10 protein-coding genes are annotated in these 19,063 nt (G+C 71.7%); 4 read left to right on the forward strand and 6 right to left on the reverse strand.

The genetic code is table 11. The annotated features are described in order from the left end of the window. Positions 1-41 precede the first annotated feature (41 nt). Positions 42-3,263: a S8 family serine peptidase gene (locus tag ACFC09_RS27050; protein ID WP_376532928.1), complete on the reverse strand. Its 3,222-nt coding sequence runs from the start codon at positions 3,261-3,263 to the stop codon at positions 42-44. Positions 3,264-3,791: 528 nt separating this feature from the next. On the opposite strand from ACFC09_RS27050, the gene ACFC09_RS27055 reads away from it, so the two are divergent. After that, the gene (locus tag ACFC09_RS27055; protein ID WP_376532929.1) at positions 3,792-4,886 is read left to right on the forward strand and encodes a PP2C family protein-serine/threonine phosphatase; all 1,095 of its coding nucleotides are present in this window, start codon (positions 3,792-3,794) and stop codon (positions 4,884-4,886) included. Between the two features lie 213 nt (positions 4,887-5,099). Here ACFC09_RS27055 and ACFC09_RS27060 read toward each other — a convergent pair whose 3' ends face one another. Continuing rightward, entirely contained in the window at positions 5,100-5,888 is a 789-nt protein-coding gene (locus tag ACFC09_RS27060) for a trypsin-like serine protease (RefSeq protein WP_376532930.1), read from the reverse strand. Positions 5,889-6,086: 198 nt separating this feature from the next. Beyond that, positions 6,087-8,930 carry an AAA family ATPase gene (locus tag ACFC09_RS27065; RefSeq protein ID WP_376532931.1) on the reverse strand — a complete coding sequence of 948 codons (2,844 nt, stop codon included), beginning with the start codon at positions 8,928-8,930 and terminating at the stop codon, positions 6,087-6,089. Between the two features lie 512 nt (positions 8,931-9,442). On the opposite strand from ACFC09_RS27065, the gene ACFC09_RS27070 reads away from it, so the two are divergent. Continuing rightward, a complete protein-coding gene (locus tag ACFC09_RS27070; RefSeq protein ID WP_376532932.1) occupies positions 9,443-13,021 on the forward strand; it encodes a choice-of-anchor D domain-containing protein in 3,579 nt (1,192 codons plus the stop codon). Between the two features lie 166 nt (positions 13,022-13,187). Here the strand turns inward: ACFC09_RS27070 and ACFC09_RS27075 are convergent, their stop codons facing one another. Further along, complete coding sequence (locus tag ACFC09_RS27075; RefSeq protein ID WP_376532933.1) at positions 13,188-14,021, reverse strand: response regulator transcription factor; 834 nt, start codon at positions 14,019-14,021, stop codon at positions 13,188-13,190. Between the two features lie 198 nt (positions 14,022-14,219). On the opposite strand from ACFC09_RS27075, the gene ACFC09_RS27080 reads away from it, so the two are divergent. Both ACFC09_RS27080 and ACFC09_RS27085 read left to right on the forward strand, forming a co-directional pair. Further along, positions 14,220-15,890 (forward strand): AMP-binding protein, encoded by a 1,671-nt coding sequence (locus ACFC09_RS27080; protein ID WP_376532934.1) that lies wholly within the window; start codon positions 14,220-14,222, stop codon positions 15,888-15,890. After that, complete coding sequence (locus ACFC09_RS27085; RefSeq protein ID WP_376532935.1) at positions 15,887-17,491, forward strand: AMP-binding protein; 1,605 nt, start codon at positions 15,887-15,889, stop codon at positions 17,489-17,491. Before ACFC09_RS27080 ends, ACFC09_RS27085 begins: the two co-directional genes overlap by 4 nt. Before the next feature lie 72 nt (positions 17,492-17,563). Here ACFC09_RS27085 and ACFC09_RS27090 read toward each other — a convergent pair whose 3' ends face one another. Continuing rightward, positions 17,564-18,265 (reverse strand): hypothetical protein, encoded by a 702-nt coding sequence (locus tag ACFC09_RS27090; RefSeq protein WP_376532936.1) that lies wholly within the window; start codon positions 18,263-18,265, stop codon positions 17,564-17,566. A gap of 100 nt (positions 18,266-18,365) precedes the next feature. Further along, a complete protein-coding gene (locus ACFC09_RS27095; RefSeq protein ID WP_376532937.1) occupies positions 18,366-19,016 on the reverse strand; it encodes a hypothetical protein in 651 nt (216 codons plus the stop codon). Positions 19,017-19,063 lie beyond the last annotated feature (47 nt).

Below are 19,063 nucleotides of genomic sequence, written 5' to 3' on the forward strand. Positions count from 1 at the left end.
GGCCGCCGTTCAACCCCCCTCTGCCGCTCCGGCCGCCGGGGTCACTTCGTGCGGTAGGCGTCGAGGACCGTCTGGGCGAACGCGTTGCCCTGACGGTCCTGCACCTCGGCGCGCAGCGAGACCGAACCGCCCGCGGGCGGGTTGTCCACGGTGACCGCGCCGTGCCGGACGCCCACCGGCCGCCAGGTCCGGCCGCCGTCGTAGGACACGGACACCTTCAGCGACGCCAGGTTCCGGTCGGCCGCCGAACCCTGCACGGTGACCGGTACCGACTGCCGGACGCCGGCCGGGCCGGTGGAGTCCAGGTCGAGGCGCGGCGCGTAGCGGACCACACTGGCCGGGACGGAGGCGGCCGACGAGGTGTGGGCCGAGGTGAACTCGGCCTGCCAGGTCACCTCGGAGGTGACCGAGGAGACCCCGGCCGCGGCCCGGCCGACCGTGGTCACCAGCCGGTAGCGGGCCTTGCCCGGCGGTAGTTCGAACCGCGCGGCGTCGAGCACACCGCTCGCGGTGGCGTAGCTCCTGCCGTTGCGGTACAGCGTGGTGGAGGCCGACGCCGCGTCGTACAGGCTGCCGCCGGGATGTCCCGCACCGTCCGTGAACGGGGCGATCGTCCCGGTGAGCGTGTCGCCGTCCCGGACGAGTCCGCCGCCGTCGCCGAGGGCCGGTCCGAACACGCCGGTGCCGACCGTCTCGGTGCGGCTCGTACCGGCGGGGTAGGTGCGGGCCGGGACCTCGTACTCGGTCTGGACGTCGCCGTTGCCCGGGTCGACCTGCTGGGAGAGCGCCGCCCAGGCGTAGTCGCCCTGCACGTACACCGTCCGGGTGTTCGGCAGGTCGTCGTAGAAGCCGACGGCCGAGCCCCCGGCACCCGGAAGGATGGTCCAGTTCACCCCCAGCGCGTTCGGGACCGACGCCCCCTGACGGAGGGTCAGCTCTGCCAGGTCGTCGGCGGTGACGTGCTGGACGTGACCGGTGTAGAAGCCGTCCTGGAGGGTGTCGGCGATGTGGTACTCGCTCGCGCCGTCGGACCAGTGCGAGGCGAAGTACGACGTGACCTCGCCCGGCGCCGGCGCCTCGCCGATCATTGCGGTGCGGGCGCCCTTCAGGCCGGCGCTCAGGCCGATGCCGATGGACGCCTCGGCGCCGCCGGAGCGCACCACCGTCGAGATGAGCGTGGCGTAGCCGGTGGCCTGCGGGTCCGGCAGGGTCACCTCGACGGGCCGGGCGTCGCGCGCGTCGAAGGCGATGGTCATGTCGTGGTCGACCGTCACCTTCGGGGCGACGAGATTGTCGATGCCGTCGGCGGCGAAGTTGCGCCCGACGAAGGCGTAGTCGCCGGCCGGCAACTCCACGGTGGCGGTCCCGTCCTCACCCCTGACCAGCTCGAACACACCGTTGCCGATGCCGGTGAACCAGGCGGCCCAGTTGAAGTAGCCGGGCGGCAGGCCGTCGCGTCCGGTGGCCTTGACGGTGACCTGGTAGGTGTTCGCCGCGCGGTCGAGTCCGCCCACGCTGCGGACGGTCCGGCCGCCGCCGGTGGCGACGAGCGTCACGCTGTACGCGCCGTCGGCCTCGCCACCGACCCGGGTGTCCGCGGTCACCTCGACACCGGCGGTGCCGCCGGCCGGGACGGTGACCCGGTCGGCGCCGAGAGTGAAGAGGCCCTCGGGAGCGGCCCCGCCGCCGGGACCGGTGGTGGTCGCGGTCAGGTCCAGGGTGACCGGCTGGTCCCCGAGGTTGCGGTAGGTGACCGTACGGGTCTGCGGCTCGTCGTCGGTGTGCGGCCACTCGGCGCGGCCGAAGTTCAGCGAGCCCGGCTCGGCCACGACGGTCTGCGCGCCGGCCCGGGTCAGGTCGATCCGTCCGGTGCCCTCCTGGTAGGCGCTGTAGCCGCCGGGCTTCGCGGATCCGGTCAGCAGCGCCTTGATCTGCGCGCCGCTGAAGTCCGGATGCTGCTGCATCAGCAGGGCCGCCGCGCCGGTCACGTGCGGGGTGGCCATGGAGGTGCCGCTGAGGGTGACGTACCCGGGCGCGGGGTGCGGGTCGCCCGGCCGGGTGCCCTCGGCCGCGGCCGCGGTGATGCCGACGCCGGGCGCGGTCACGTCGGGCTTGACGCCGCCGTCCATGCGCGGGCCGCGTGAGGAGAAGTCGGCGAGCTTGTCGAGCTTGTCCACGGCGCCCACGGTCAGGGCGTCCTCGGCCACGCCGGGGGAGCCGACCGTGCCCGCGGCGGACCCGGAGTTGCCCGCGGCGATCACGAACAGCGCCTGGTCGGAGAGGGCGTCGACGGCTTCTTCGAGGGGGTCGGAGCCCGGTTCGTCGGGGGCGCCGAGGGACATGTTGACGACGTCGGCGCCCTGCGCGACGGCCCACTCCATGCCCGCGACGATCTCGGACGTCAGACCGGAGCCGGCGGTGTTGAGGACCTTGCCGTTGATCAGCCGGGCGCCGGGCGCCACACCCTTGTACCTGCTGTCCGAGGCCGCCCCGGTGCCGGCGGCCGTCGAGGCGACGTGTGTGCCGTGCCCGTTGTGGTCCAGGACGTCGGTGTCGGACGAGAAGTTCTGCTCGGCGACGATCCGGCCGGCCAGGTCCTGGTGCCCCGGGTCGATGCCGGTGTCCAGCACGGCGATCTTCACGCCGGTCCCGTCGAAGCCGGCCTTCCACAACTCGGGCGCGCCGATCTGCGGCACGCTCACGTCAAGGGCGGCGGTCACCACCCGGTCGAGCTCGACGGAGGCCACGCCCGGGGCCAGTTCGCTCACGCCGTTCTCGGTGTCGGTGAGCGCGGACCAGGCCGCGGTGGCCTCCTCGGGGGACACCACCAGGGCCTCGGCGTCCACGGAGGTGAGTTCCCGTACCGGTGTGTCCGTGTCCGCGCGCAGCCGGCCGCGGGCCGCCGGGTCCGCCGCCGTGTACTCCACGAGCACCGGGGCGCCGCCGCGGGCCAGGTCCTGGTACTCGGGGCGGGCCAGCTCGGCCACGTCGAACAGCGCCCGGTCGACCTTGCCCTCGGCGATCAGCGCGTCGGCGTCGGCCGGGACGACATAGGTGTGGTCACCGGTGTGGCTGATCTGAAGGGGTATGCCGGCCCGGCCCTTGGCCGGCGTCACGCCGACGGCGTCACCGCCGCGGTCCAGCAGGACCCGGTCGCCGGTGATCAGCGTGACCGTGCGGTAGGAGGGCGCGGCGGGTGACGGCGCCGCCGCGGCCGGGGAACCCGCCGCGGCGGCCGGGGCGGTGGTGAGCCCCGTCGTCATGGCCACCGTCAGCAGCAGTGCGCCGGAGCAGGCGGAGGCATACGTGAGCCGTCTCGTTCTTCTTCGTGATCCCAGCACTGTCGTCCTGTCTGTTGGTGGGGCAGGCAGAGAAACGTGTGACGTGAGCGCAGTTCGGAAAGCAGCTCATTCTGTCAGGGACGCGCCAGGTTCACCATGGTCGAGATGCCGGGGGAGATGTAGGTGAGGACGGTCAACTACCTTGGAAAATAAGAGAGTTGGCGTTCGACGATGTCCGTCGTGCCGGATGCCTTTCCGGGTCGCCTTTAACCTTCATTTAGTGATCAAGGGGGGTGTCGATGTTCAGGCGTCGATGCGCGAGGGGCGTTGGGGCGTCGCCCGGTTCCGCCGGCCCCGACGGCGTGATCGGTGCCGAGGGGTGTGACTACGGACGGTGCTCCGGGCTCACCGTCCGTGTGGCGCGCGGGACGCCCGGGACGGCCCTGTTCCAGCGGCGGCGGGCGGACCTGTTGCCACCTTCGCCGTCTGTTTTACATATATTTGCCTTCTATGAGGAGATTGACCGGTGGGAGAAGGACACGCTGGCTGAGCCGAGTGCGCCGGGATCCGGTGCTGGTCTCGCCGGCGCTCCTCGCGGTGCTCCTCGCCATCCTTGAGGTGCTGATGCCGCCCGAGAAACCGGTCTACCGGCTCCTGCCGGCCGTGCCCGCGCTGGCGGCGGTGCTGTGGCCGGTCGTCCCCACGCTGCTCCTCGGGGTGGCCTGTCTGCTGGGGGTCGCGGTCTATGCCGTGCTGGCGTCGGACCACTCCGCCCTGTTCACCGTAGGGGCGATCGCCGCGGTCACCGTGGCGGCGGCCTACGCCAGTCATCTGCGGTTGCAGCGGGAGGACACGATCACCGAGGTCCGTACCGTGGCGGACGCCACGCAGAAGGTGCTGCTGCGGCCCATCCCGCGCCGGGTGGGACCCCTGGAGATCGGCAGTCTCTACCTGACCGCCACCCCGCACGCACGGGTCGGCGGCGACTTCTACGCCCTGGCCGACACCCCCGACGCGATCCGCCTGATCATCGGCGACGTCCGGGGCAAAGGACTGCCCGCCCTCGCCGCGGCCTCGGCGGTGCTCGGCTCGTTCCGGGAAGCGGCCTACGAGGCCACCGACCTCACCCAGATCGCCGGCTGCCTGGAGACCACCCTGTGCCGTGACGACGCGGCCGCGCTCGCCCAGGGCGACCCCGCCGAACTCTTCGCCACCGCCGTCCTCGCCGAGATCCCCCGCCACGCCACCCACGCCACCATCCTCAGCTGCGGACACCCCCCACCTCTGCTCGGCCGCCACGGCGAGGTCCACGTCCTCGACTCCGACGACCCCGGCGCCCCCCTCAACCTCGGCGGCCTGCTCACCCCCACCTTCCGCCCCCGCCGCTTCGCCTTCACCACCGGCGACCAACTGCTCCTCTACACCGACGGCGTCACCGAGACCCGCGACGCCCACGGAACCTTCTTCCCCCTCACCACCTGGGCCCGCGACCAACTGGACAAACCACCCTCGCAGGTCCTGAGAAGCCTGCATGACGCCCTGCTGGAACACAGCGGGGACAACCTGAGCGACGACATCGCCGCCGTCGCGGTCCGCAGGATCTGACCGGTACGGAGGCGGGCCGGGCCGCGGAGCACCGGCCGTGGGCCCGCGCGCGGAGGGCGGACGGAAACGGACGGACGGTGGGGGGAGGGGGGAAGGGGCGCGGCCCATGGAAAGGGGGGCGCTGCGGGCCGCTCGTGGTGGCTCGCAGCGCCCCCCTGGCTCGACCTGAGGGGCGCTCAGGAGTACTCGGCCGGGAGCGAGTGTCCGGCCCGGCTACGACCCGACCTGTGCGGCCACCAGGTTCGAGAAGGTGGTCAGCCGGGTGTAGACACCCGGGTAACCGGCCCGGGCGCAGCCCTCGCCCCAGGAAGTGATCCCTGCCAGGGCGCCCCCGATGAGCAGGGGACCGCCGCTGTCGCCCTGGCAGGTGTCCACGCCGCCGGAGGTGTATCCGGCGCACACCATGTCGGTCTGGACGAAGTCCGAACCGTAGGAAGTACGGCAGCTGGAGTCGGACACGATCGGCACGGTCGCGGTCCGCAGCTGGTTGGAGGAGCCCCCGTTCTCCGAGGTGGTGCCCCAGCCGAGGACGCGGGCCGTGGCACCGGCGGCGTACACACCCGTCTGGGAGGAGGAGACGTACGGCGCCGTGGTGTACGGCATCGACGTCGACAGGGTCAGCACGGCCACGTCGTCGCCGTTGGTGGCGTCCGTGTAGTCCGGGTTGATCCAGATCTTGCTGACCCGGCTGACCGTGCCGTTCGTCCCGTTGAGGTAGGTCCGGCCGCCGACCACGCGGATGCTGCCGGTGCTCTCGCCGACCATGCAGTGCGCGGCCGTGATCACCTTGGTGGCGGACACCAGGGTGCCGCCGCAGAACTGGTTCTGCGCGGCGTCCGTGATCTGCATGATGAACGGGTACGCCGTCGTCGTGGTCGTCGTCCCGCCGACGATGGGCTGCGGAGCGGCGAGCGCCGAGGGGGCTGCGATCAGCGCGGTGGCGGCGGCAGCGGTGGCCACGAAGGCGGCGGCGGTCTTTCTGGCACGGGTGAGCCCGAACATGAGTCTCCTCAGTGGGGGTGGCCGGTGGGGGACGCGCGGGGTGGGGGGCATGAGGGTCGCGGGACCGACCCCCATGTGCCCGGGCGAGCGGCACGCCCTTACGCTAGGACCCGGAACCCTCGACTCCCAATGAGGGAACCCCCTAAGGGAGTAGGGCAGGGAAAACCCTCGGTCGCGCCCAGTTAACCGGCAGCTCCCTCACTTCGCGCGGCGGCCCGCCGCCAAACGGACGATATCCACCCGCGAGCGGATCCCGAGCTTGCGGTAGACCCGGGTCAGGGTCGCCTCGACCGTCTTCACACTGATGAACAGGCGTGCGGCGATCTCCCGGTTGGTCGCCCCCTCCATGACCAGCGCGGCCACCTGACGCTCCGTCGGGGCGAGTCCCTCAAGGCCGTCGAGCGTGGCCGGGGCGGCTGCGGGCCGCGGTTCCGGCGCGCTCGCGGCCTCGTCCACCCGGCGCAGCCAGGGCAGCGCACGGCACCGCCGGAAGAGGCGGGTGGCCTCCTCGTACGACGCCGTCGGGCCGCGGCCGGCCCCCGGCGCGTCGGTGCCCGCCCGCCGGGCGTGCAGCGCGGCCAGGGAGAAGGCGGCCCGCGCCTCCTCCAGGCCGTAGCCCAGTTTGGTGAGGCGGTCCTGAGCGGCGGTCAGCTGGGCGACGGCGGCCTCCTGGTCGCCGTGGGCGGCGCGCACCAGCGCCTCGGACCGGTCCAGGACGGCGAGGACGCTCTCCCGGCCGAGCCGCAGCGCGTGCTCCCGGCTGACGTCGATGACGTCCTGCGCCTCGTCCGGTTCACCGACACGGACGAGCGCCTCGGCGAGATCGCCCTGCCAGCGGCCGCGCGCCGGGTCGGTGATGCCGAGCCCGTCCTCCAGTTCGCGCACCCGGCGCAGCGAGCGGACCGTGCCCGCCGGGTCCCCGGCCACCAGTTGGGCGTATCCGAGCGCGCCGAGCGCTCGCGACAGATACATCTGGTCGCCGTCCTCCTCGGCCTGGTCCGCCGCCTCCCGGGCGAGCACGAGCCCCCGGTCCACGTCGCCGCCAGAGGACTCGGCGAGCGAGGTGAGCATGGCGGAGGCGGTCTGTCCGATCCCGGAGTCCCGGGCCAGCCGGAGGCCCTCGCGGGCCAGGTCGAGGGCCCGGCCGCAGTGCCCGGAGCGCAATTCGGTCTCGGCCAGCCCGCGCAGGAAGTGCACCTCGCTCTCCACCGATCCGCGCCGGCGCACCTCGCGCAGCAGCGCGGTCACGGTCGCCCGCGCCTGGGCCAGTTGGTCGCCCATGACCAGCCAGCGGAACCGGGCGCTGCCCGCGCCGTTGTGGTGGCAGGCCACCGCGGGGTCCTGAGGCTCTTTCAGGGCGCGCTTGATGGTGGCGGGTGCGTCCGGGTGACCCATCAGGGTCTCGGTCTGGGCCTGGAAGGCCAGGGAGAGCAGCTCGGTGCGCCGGTCGCCGCCGCGGGCGGCCAGCTCCGCGGCGTGCGCGGCGGCCTCGCGGGCCTCGGTGAAGTCGCCCTGGAGGATCAGGCCCCGCCAGGCCAGCTGGTAGTGGACCAGGGCGAGCAGCCGTGGGTCGTCCCCGGCGTCGGCCAGGGCCTGCGGGAAGACCGAGTCGACCTCGGTCATGGTGTGGCCGGCCGTGTCGATCACGATGATCCAGGCCCGTACCCGGTCGGCGGGCACGGTGGCCCGGGTCAGCACCTCACGGGCGATGTCCCCGGCGAGATCCACCTCGCCCGCGGTGATGGCGTCCTCGGCGGCCTGCAACCGGTGCCCGTCCGGTCCCGGCGCGGTGCCGGCCGGGGTGTGCCGGCCGGCGAGCAGGCCGAGGTGCGCGGCCACCAAGGGGGCCCCGCGGTCCCGGGCCTGGGTGGCGGCCGCGGCGAGCCGGGCGGCGACCTCCGGGTCGGTGCCGGTGGTGGCCAGGGCGAGGTGGCGGGCCCGCTCGATCGGATCGCCGGCCGCGGTGGACAGCGCGGCGTGCGCGGCACGCCGCTCGTGCGCGGGCGCCTCCGCGTACAGCGCGGCCGAGATGAGCGGGTGCGCGAACCGGACCGCGGGGCCTGTAGGGCCGTCGAGGTCGGTGGCGAGCAGGCCGAGTTCGGCGGCCTGGGCGCACTCGGCCTCGGCGTTGTCGCGGCCGGCCGCGAGCAGCAGCGCGGGCGTCGGACGGGCGCCCGCGCTCGCCACCAGCAGGGTGCGGCGGGCCTCGACCGACAGCAGGTCGAGGCGGCTGAGCACGAGGGCGCGCAGCGAGGTGGGCACGGGCAGCGGTTCGCCGGGCCGGGGCGGGGTGGGGTTCTCGGCCAGGGCCCGGCCCAGTTCCAGGGCGAACAGCGGGTTGCCGCCGCTGGTGCGGTGGATCTCGCGGACCGTGGAGCGCGGCAGGCGGTGGCCGCGGTGGTCGAGCAGCGTGGCGACCTGGGCGCGGCTGAGCGGACCGAGCCGGATGGCCACGGTGTCCGGCGGGGACGCGCGTAGATGACGGTCGTACTCCTGTCCCTCCGTGCGTACCGCGCACAGGAGTTGCACCGGGGTGTCGCCCAGGCGGCGCGCGGCGAAGCCGAGGAGTTCGGCGCTGGCCGGATCCAGCCATTGCAGGTCGTCGGCGACGATCAGGACGGGGCCCTCGGCAGCGAGCGCGCGCAGCGCGGAGAGCACCGCGAGGCGCAGCGCCAGGCCGTCGCGTTGCAGGGTGGACTCGCCGCGGCCGGTGAGCGCCGACTCCAGAGCGGTGCGCTGGGCCGCGGGGAGATGGCCGGAGACCTCCTCCAGGACCAGGCCGAGGAGGTCGGCGAGGGCGAGGAAGGGCAGATGGGATTCGGACTCGGTGGCGGAGCAGCGCAACACCGTGCGGGCGGCTCCTGCGTATTCCGCTGCCAATGCCCGCAGGACGGTCGATTTCCCTATTCCGGCGGGGCCGTGCAGCAGCACGCTGCCGCCCGCGGCGAGCTGGTCACGCGCGGCGGCCACCGGTTCGTCCCGGCCGAAGACCAGGTCGGGGCGGTGTCTTGCAGGCTCCCGGAAGTCCCGTCGCACGGTCACCGCTCCCCTCGTGTGTCGTGTCCGGGCCAAATTCTAGGCAATGATTCCTGAAATTCGGATGGACCGCGTACCCGGGGAAATATCCGGGGGCGCGCAGCGAGAAATTCAAATCTTCGTCAAGTGAACGGACGGCCGGGCCGGGCCGGACGCGGCGCGGGCCCCCAGGCCGTCGGCACCACCACCTGAAGCCGCCGGGCCCGGGTCGGCCGCTGGACATGCTCTCAAGGCATTACATCGGATCTTGCAGCACAATGTTTTGATTCTGCAAAATTCTGTCTGATTGTTGCGCCTTGATATCGCGGATATTACGGTCCCCCATGCGTCGCTGCCACTCGTCCTCCCTCCGTCCTCACCCTCTGTGAACTGCTCTGCCGGCCACCGTTCATGAGGCCGGCGAGGTGTCCTGCCGTGCGCTGGAGTGCGTCGGTCGCCCGTGTTCTCCCTCCCTGCCCCTCCCTCTCTGCTGGTAACGACGGAATAAATCCGGCATTTCCCAATAAAAGGAGTGGTAAGTGTTCCCTTTCCTTCGATTCCTTCGATTCCTCCGAGATCCGAGACGAGCCCTGGCCTGGGCGGTCAGCACGGCGATGCTGGCCGCCGCAGGCGTCCTCACTCTGGTCGCCGCACCGGCTTCGGCGGCGACCGCCGCCACCGGCGGCAGCGGCGCGAGTCTGCCGTACGTCGAGGTCCAGGCGGAGAACTCCGCCACCAACGGCACGGTCATCGGCCCGAGTTACACCCAGGGCCAGTTGGCTGACGAGGCGTCGTACCGCAAGGCGACGACGCTGCAGGGCACCGGCAAGTACGTCACGTTCACCACGCCGGTGGCGACCAACTCGATCAACTTCCGCTACAGCATCCCCGACACCTCGGGCGGCTCGGTCTACACCGCCCCGCTGTCGCTCTACATCAACGGGGTCAAGCAGCCCGACTTCACTCTGACCAACGCCTACAGCTGGTACTACGGCAGCTACCCCTTCACGAACTCGCCGGGCAGCAACCCGCACCACTTCTACGACGAGGCCCACCGCCTGTTCCCCACGACCTATCCGGCGGGAACGACCTTCAAGCTACAGGTCGACGCGGCGGACACCGCCTCCTCGTACACGATCGACTTCGCCGACTTCGAGCAGGTCGGCGCCGCCCTGACCGCACCCTCGGGGTCGGTGTCGGTGACCAGCGAGGGCGCCGACGCGACCGGTGTGAACGATTCGACCAGCGCGTTCAACGCCGCGATCAGAGCGGCCGGTTCCGGCGGCACCGTGTGGATCCCGCCGGGCACCTACAACATCCCCGGCCACATCAGTGTCGACGACGTCACGATCGCCGGCGCCGGCATGTGGTACTCGACCGTCACCGGCACGGCCCCCGGCTTCTACGGCAACTCCGCGCCCTCGCCGAGCACCGGCGTTCACCTCCAGAACTTCGCGATATTCGGCAATGTGCAGGAACGCAACGACAGCGCCCAGGTCAACGGCATCGGCGGCGCCATGAGCAACTCGGCCGTCGCCAACCTGTGGATCGACCACATGAAGGTCGGCGCCTGGATGGACGGGCCGATGAACGGCCTGACCTTCAGCGGCATGCGCATCCGCGACACCACCGCGGACGGCATCAACTTCCACGGCGGCGTCACCAACTCGAAGGTGACCGACAGCGACATCCGCAACACCGGCGACGACGGCATCGCCACCTGGGCGGACTCCGGCATCGGCGCCGACGCGAACGACACGATCTCCGACAACACCGTGTCACTCCAGATCCTCGCCAACGGCATCGCGATCTACGGCGGCCACGACAACACCGTCAGCGGCAACCGGGTGGTGGACACCGGCCTCACCCAGGGCGGCGGCATCCACGTGGGGCAGCGCTTCTCGTCGACGCCCGTCGGCACCACCACGATTTCCGGCAACACCATGATCCGGGACGGCAGCCTCGACCCCAACTGGCAGTTCGGTGTGGGCGCCCTCTGGTTCGACGGCAGCCAGGGCGCGATCACCGGCCCGATCAACGTGACCGACGCGCTCATCCAGCAGAGCCCGTACGAGGCGGTCCAGTGGGTCGAGGGCACCATCAGCGGGGTCAACCTCGACAACGTGACCATCGCCGGAACCGGAACCTTCGCCCTCCAGGAACAGACGGGTGGCGCCGCCAAGTTCACCAACGTCACGGCCACCGGCGTCGGCTACTCCTCGCCGGTGTACAGCTGCTCGGTCGGGAGCTTCACGGTGACCGACGGCGGCGGCAACTCCGGCATCAGCGGGACGCCGTACTGCGGCGGGTGGCCGACTCCGGTCTACCCGCCCTACCCGTCCGAAGGCGTGACGGCCACCCCCGGCGCGCTCAACTTCGGTTCGGTCCCGACCGGTTCGACCAGCGACGCACAGACCGTGACCGTCTCCAACCCGACCAACGCCGCCGCGCCCGTCTCGTCGGTCTCCACCAGCGGCGACTACGCCCAGACCAACACCTGCGGCTCGTCGATCCCGGCGGGCGGCTCGTGCACCGTCAGCGTGAAGTTCGCGCCGACCGCGACCGGCAGCCGTGGCGGCGCCCTGACCGTCGGCGCGGGCGGGATCACCAACACCGTCACCCTCTCCGGGACCGGCACCGCGCCCGGCCCGGTCCTGAACACCGACCCGGCGAGCCTGACCTTCACCGGCACGGTGGTCGGCTCCTCCGCCACCGCGCAGACGGTGAAGGTGACGAACTCGGGCACCACGTCGGCGACCGTCTCGGGCGTCGCGGTGACCGGTGACTTCAGCCAGACCAACACCTGCTCCACCCTCGCGGTCGGCGCGTCCTGCACGGTGAACGTCGGCTTCAAACCCACCGCGGGCGGCGCACGCACCGGCAACCTGACCATCACCAGCAACGCCAACAACAGCCCGACCACCGTCTCCCTGGCCGGCAGCGGCATCGACAGCACCACGAACGTCGCCGCCGGGCGTCCGGCGTCGGCGAGTTCGAGCAGCAGCCCGTACGTCGCCTCGAACCTCACCGACGCGGACGCGTCGACGTACTGGGAAAGCGCGAACGGTTCGTTCCCGCAGTGGGCCCAGGTCGACCTCGGCCAGAACTTCAGCGTCGGCAAGGTCGTGCTCAAACTCCCGCCGGTGACGGCATGGTCGGCGCGCACCCAGACCCTGTCGGTGCAGGGATCAACGGACGGGTCGAACTTCTCCACGATCAAGGCATCGGCCGGGTACACCTTCGACCCGAACACCAACGCCAACACGGCGACCATCACGTTCAACGCCGCCACGGCGAGATACGTGCGGGTGGAGATCACCGCCAACACGGGGTGGAACGCCGCCCAGTTGTCGGACTTCCAGGTGTTCCCCAGCGGCGGCGGCTCCTCCGGGGCGACCCTGTCGGCCGGCCCGACGTCGCTGACGTTTCCCAGCCAGGCACTCGACACCACCAGCAGTGCGCAGACGGTCACGGTGACCAACACCGGCACCGCGGCCGCGACCGTCTCCGCCATCACCACCACGGGCGACTTCTCGCAGACCAACACCTGCGGGACGTCGATCGCGGCGAGCGCCTCCTGCACGGTGGACGTCACGTTCAGGCCCACCGCGTCCGGCACGCGCACCGGTGACCTCACCATCGCCGGAAACGCGTCCAACGGCACGACCACGGTCGCGCTGACCGGCACCGGCGCCGGCACGGTGAGCAAGAACCTGGCGGCCGGAAAGGCCACCACCGAGTCCAGCCACACCGACGTGTACCCGTCGTCGAACGTGACGGACGGCAACCAGGGCACCTATTGGGAGAGCGCCGACAACGCCCTTCCCCAGTGGGTACAGGTGGACCTGGGTTCCGCGCAGAGCGTCGGCCGTGTCGTCCTCCAGCTCCCCGCGACCTGGGGCGCCCGCAACCAGACGCTGTCCCTGTCCGGCAGCACCGACGGTGCCACGTTCACCACCGTCAAATCGTCGGCCACGTACACCTTCGACCCCACCACCGGCAACACGGTCACCCTCACGTTCGCGGCGACCACCCAGCGGTACCTCCGGGTGAACATCACCGCGAACACCGGCTGGCCGGCCGGTCAGCTCTCGGAGTTCCAGGTCTGGAACACCTGATCCGACCTGGCGGGCCGGATGCTGCGGCCGTCTACGCGTGAAGGCAGGGCCTCCTGGCGGCTCGGGGCGCGACCCCGTCCCGAGCGGTTCCCGGAGGCCCTGTGGCGCCGGCCTCGACCAACCCGCTCCTGACCGGCAGGACCAGCGAAACGCGTCCAGGGGGGTGCTAGGGCAGAAGCCCGGCCCGGCGTGCCGCCGCCACCGCCTCCCCGCGGGTGTGGGCGCCCAGCTTGCGCATGGCCGAACGGAGGTAGCCCTTGACCGTTTCGGGGCGCAGGCCCAGCCGCTCCGCCACCGCCGCGTTGGTCGCGCCCGCGGCCACCCAGGCGAGGACGTCCAGCTCGCGCGGTGCCAGATTCGTGCCCCGCGCCGACTCCGGTGCCGTCAACAGCCCGCAGGCGGCCAGGAGTTCGACCCGCAGCCCCGGGTCGGTGATCCTCGGGGCCAGGGCGCGCAGCGCCGCGTGGGCCTCGCGCACCTGCTCCCAGACGGGACCGCCGTCCCCGTCGGCCGGGCACTGAGGACGGGCCGCCGCCAGCAGCGCGCGTGCCTCCTCCTGCACCACGAGTGCCTGTTCCACGTCCCGGGCCGCCGCCATCGCCGCGCTCAGCGTGCGGTCGCCCAGCGGGTGCGCCGAGCGCAGTGCGCCGTACAGCACGCCCCGCACCCGCCGGCGCACCACCACCGGCACGGCGAGCACCGAGCGCAGGCCCTCGACGGCCACCGGGACGTCGTACTCGTGGCTGATCTGCCGCGAGGCCGAGTAGTCCGTCACGGCGCACGGCCTGGCCTGCTCCACCGCCTTGCCGCCGAGCCCGTTGCCCGAGGTCACCGCGAGCGCGCGCAGCGCCGCCGTGGACGTCCCGCTCAGCTCGCTGATCCGCACCCGCGGCCGGCCGGCCTCCACCAGGCCGCCGAAGGCGACCGGCAGCCCCGTGACACGTCGCAGCCGGGCCAGAGCACCGCTGATCTCCACCGCCCCCGCGACGTCTGCTGCCACCTGTCCGCCCCTTCACCGTGGCTCTGTGCGATCCACACCCCCGTTCGGGGGTAGTGAGATCTGCATCACGGATTACACGATGCCAGAGAGCCGCCCGGCAATGGTCCGGCACCGATGGGAGTGAGCCGTAGGGGTGAGCCGACGCCGGCAGCAGCCGACGCGCCCCGGTGGCGAGCGACCGAGCAACAGGGAGCACAGATGACGACGGCGACTGAGCTGTTCCGCAGGGCACGGGACTTCCTGCTGGAACACCGCGAGGACTACGCCACGGCCTACGAGGGGTTCGAGTGGCCGCGCCCGGACCGCTTCAACTGGGCCCTCGACTGGTTCGACGTCATCGCGGACGGCAACGACCGCACCGCCCTGCACATCGTCGAGGAGGACGGCACCGAGCGCCGGCTGTCCTTCGCCGAGCTGTCCGACCGCTCCGACCGGGTCGCGAACTGGCTGCGCTCGCGCGGCGTCCGCGCCGAGGACCGGGTCCTGGTCATGCTCGGCAACCAGGCCGAACTGTGGGAGACCGCGCTCGCCGCGATGAAGCTGCGCGCCGTGGTCATCCCGGCCACCCCGCTGCTGGGCCCGGCCGACCTGCGCGACCGCGTCGAGCGCGGCCGGGTCCGGCACGTGCTGGTGCGCGCGGCCGACACCGGCAAGTTCACCGACGTGCCCGGTCGCTACACGCGGGTCGCGGTCGGCGGCGCCCCCGCGGGCTGGCAGCGCTACGAGGACGCGTACGCCGCCTCCGCCGACTTCACCCCGGACGGACCGACGCTCGCCGACGACCCGCTGATGCTCTACTTCACCTCGGGCACGACCGCCCGCCCCAAGCTGGTCGAGCACACCCACACCTCGTACCCGATCGGGCACCTGGCCACCATGTACTGGATCGGCGTCAGGCCGGGCGACGTGCATCTGAACATCTCCTCGCCCGGCTGGGCCAAGCACGCCTGGTCCAATCTGTTCGCCCCGTGGAACGCCGAGGCGACCGTCTTCATCCACAACTACACGCGGTTCGACCCGGCCCGGCTGATGGCCGAAATGGAACGGGCCCGGGTGACCACCTTCTGCGCCCCGCCGACCGTGTGGCGCATGCTCATCCAGTCCGACCTGACGCAGCTGGGCACCCCGCCGCGGGAGGCCGCCGCCGCGGGCGAGCCGCTCAACCCCGAGGTCATCGAGCAGGTCAGGCGGTCCTGGGGTGTCACGATCCGCGACGGCTTCGGGCAGACCGAGACCGCCGTACAGGTCTCCAACAGCCCCGGCCAGCCGCTCAAGACCGGCTCCATGGGCCGGCCCAGTCCGGGCTACCGGGTCGTCCTGCTCGACCCGGTCTCCGGCGCCCCCGGAGTGGCGGAGGGCGAGATCTGCCTCGACCTGTCCGATCGGCCCGTGGGCCTGATGGCGGGCTACCACGGCGAGCCGGACCGTTCGGCCGAGGCGATGGCCGGCGGCTACTACCGCACCGGCGACATCGGCTCCCGCGACGAGGACGGCTACATCACCTACGTCGGCCGCACCGACGACGTGTTCAAGGCTTCGGACTACAAGATCTCCCCGTTCGAGCTGGAGAGCGCGCTGCTGGAGCACGAGGCGGTGGCCGAGGCGGCCGTCGTGCCCGCGCCGGACGCACTGCGGCTGGCCGTACCGAAGGCGTACATCGTGCTCGCCGAGGGCTGGGAGCCGGGACCGGACACCGCGAAGGCACTGTTCGAGCACTCCCATCAGGTTCTCGCCCCCTACAAGCGCATCCGCCGCCTGGAGTTCGGCGAGCTGCCCAAGACCGTCTCCGGCAAGATCCGCCGGATCGAACTGCGCGAGGCCACGGCAGCCGGTTCCGCGAACGAGTTCCGCGAGGAGGACATCAGGTGAGCGAGTGGTCCTACGCCCACGGGACGAGCGGCACCGCGCTGCTCGGCGACACCATCGGGGCCGACCTGGACCGGGCGGTCGCGGCCTGGCCGGGCCGTGAGGCACTGGTGGACGTGGCGTCCGGCCGCCGCTGGACGTACACCGAATTCGCCGCGGACGTGGACACGTTGGCCCGTGCGCTGCTGGCGAGCGGGGTCGCCAAGGCCGACCGGGTGGGCATCTGGGCGGTCAACTGCGCCGAGTGGGTGCTGGTCCAGTACGCCACTGCCAGGATCGGCGCGATCATGGTGAACATCAATCCGGCCTACCGTTCCCACGAGGTCGGCTTCGTCCTGCGCCAGGCCGGTGTCTCACTGCTGTTCGCGTCGGTGCGGCACCGGAGCAGCGACTACCGGGCGATGATCGGGGAAGTGCGCGGCGACTGCCCCGAGTTGCGGGAGACCGTCTACATCGACGACCCGAGCTGGGCGGAGTTCACCGCGCGTGCGGGGGACGGGCAGCGGGCCGAACTCGCCGCGCGGGAATCCGAGTTGTCCTGCGACGACCCCATCAACATCCAGTACACCTCGGGTACGACGGGCTTCCCGAAGGGCGCCACGCTCTCCCACCACAACATCCTCAACAACGGATATTTCGTGGGGGAGTTGATCGACTACAGCGAGCAGGACCGGATCTGCATCCCGGTCCCCTTCTACCACTGCTTCGGCATGGTGATGGGGAACCTGGCGGCCACCTCGCACGGCGCGTGCATGGTCGTCCCGGCACCCTCGTTCGACCCGGCGGCGACGCTGGAGGCGGTCCAGGGCGAGCGCTGCACCTCGCTGTACGGCGTACCGACCATGTTCATAGCGGAGCTGAACCTGCCCGGCTTCGCCGCCTACGACCTGTCCACGCTGCGCACCGGCATCATGGCGGGCTCGCCCTGCCCGGTCGAGGTGATGAAGCGGGTGGTCGCCGAGATGCACATGGCTCAGGTCGCCATCTGCTACGGCATGACCGAGACCTCCCCGGTCTCCCTCCAGACCCGGACGGACGACGATCTGGAGCACCGCACGGGCACGGTCGGCCGGGTGCTGCCGCACCTGGAGGTGAAGGTCGTCGACCCGGCGACCGGAGTGACCCGGCCACGCGGCGTGGCGGGGGAGCTGTGCACCCGCGGCTACAGCGTGATGCTCGGCTACTGGAACGAGCCCGAGCTGACCGCCGAGGCCGTCGACGCGGACCGCTGGATGCACACCGGGGACCTCGCGACGATGCGGGAGGACGGGTACGTCGAGATCGTCGGCCGGATCAAGGACATGATCATCCGGGGCGGTGAGAACGTGTATCCGCGCGAGGTCGAGGAGTTCCTGTACACCCATCCGGAGATCAGGGACGTGCAGGTCGTCGGGGTGCCGCACGAGCGGTACGGCGAGGAGGTGCTGGCCTGCGTCGTCCCGCACGACCCGGCCGACCCGCCGACCCTCGCGGAGCTGCGGGCCTTCTGCGCGGACCGGATCGCGCACTACAAGATCCCGAGCCGGCTGGAGATCGTCGACTCCTTCCCCATGACGGTGTCGGGGAAGGTGCGCAAGGTCGAACTGCGGGAGCGGTACGCGTAGGTGTTCCGCGGGGTCGGGGTGTCTGCGTGCTTCGTCAGGCGCGCGCCGGTCAGCGGTGGCCGCTTCGGGTCATCAGCGCCCGGGTCCCCGGCCGGCGCTGTACCTGGAGAGGGAGTCAGGTTGCGGGTCGTGGTGCGGCAGAGGGGGGAGACGGCGGGAGGGGGAGGTGTCGGACGGTGTGTGGGGGTGGGCGGAATTGGCCGCGGCGGCTGCCATGGCGGGGGAACCGAGGGCACCGGGTTGGCCCTGGGTGGCGGGAGGGACGGCGGTCGCGTTGCGTGATAGGGGCCGCTCCAGCGATGCCAGCACATCGGCCAAGGGGGGAAGCTGCCCATTGGGCAGCGTCAGCGTGTGCGGTTTCGGCTTTCTGTTTTCGATCAGCCGAGCTGCCAGTTTCTCCCGCTCGCCGGGCGTCAACCCGGCGAGACCCTCCGGGACCTTTTTGCCCGTGGCCCACTCTCTGACACGGGTGTAGGTTTTTTTCCGGAAATCGGCGTATTCCTGCAGCGATATGCGCTCGGTTCGCAAGTAGCTTCTGAGGAAATCCGTCACCTCCTCGGGCGTCGCCCGCGCTGCAATATGCGTCAAGCGACTTTCCAGGACCTGCTTCTGTGTATCCGTCAACCCGGCGAGACCTTTTGGCTGAAGTGTGCCCTTGGTCCACTTGTGGAAGCTGCTGCGGTCTATGCCGTACTGTTCTGTGTAATCTTTCAGAGACAGTTGGGAAGTCGAAAAACGGAGCAAATGCTCGGTTACCTGTGCGTCTGAGGGCATGCCGTGACCTCCGATTGTCTGCGGCCTGGAGTACGGCCGCTGGGGACTTTTCCCAGCTTGTAACGGGACGGCTCCGCTGATGGTTCATCCGGGTGTGGTGTCAGCGGGGGGAGTTGTTCAGGCGGGCGGCAGGGGTGTTGACCGGCTGTGGTGTGCCGGTGAGCTTCAGGACGAACAAGGGGATGCCCAGGGTGTCGGCGCGGTCGTGGGCGTCGTCGGTGTATCCGGACAGGGAGAAGTGGACGCGCTCCGCGGACTCCGGCATGACCGTCAGCCACAGGCACTCGACGTCCCGTGGTGAGGCCGGGCCGGCCGTCGGGTCGACCTGGGCCAGCAGGCCCCGGGCGGCCAGGCTGATGCCTGTCGTGGACCGCTGGTCGGCGCGGCGGATGTCCCGGTGGCCCAGCCGGCGCAGAGAGAGCGCGGCAGCGGTGACCGCGTCGCGCGCGGTGCGGATGGCGGCGGGCCGGAAGGCCGCCCGGGGCTCGGTGTCGCCGGCCGCCGCCGCGCGGCCCGCCACCGGGACCCGCAGTGCCGTCCCGCACGGGCGGCCCGGCTCCGGGTGCGGCCGGTCGTCCCGGCGGCCGCAGGCCGGGCAGTGCACGGTGGCCCAGTGGTCGTCCCGGGCCGGGTGGGCGATCACCGTCGGCTCGGCGCCGGGATCCGGTGCGGGGGCGATCGGGAGGCCGCAGGCGCAGGGGTGGGCGGGCGCGCTGTGGACGTGCTCGCGCCGGCAGGCCGGACAGCGCACCGGGAGGCTCTCGGGCCTGGCCCTCTCCCACCTTCTCCAGGGCGTCG

Source organism: Streptomyces sp. NPDC056161, assembly GCF_042268025.1.
GTDB lineage: Bacteria > Actinomycetota > Actinomycetes > Streptomycetales > Streptomycetaceae > Streptomyces.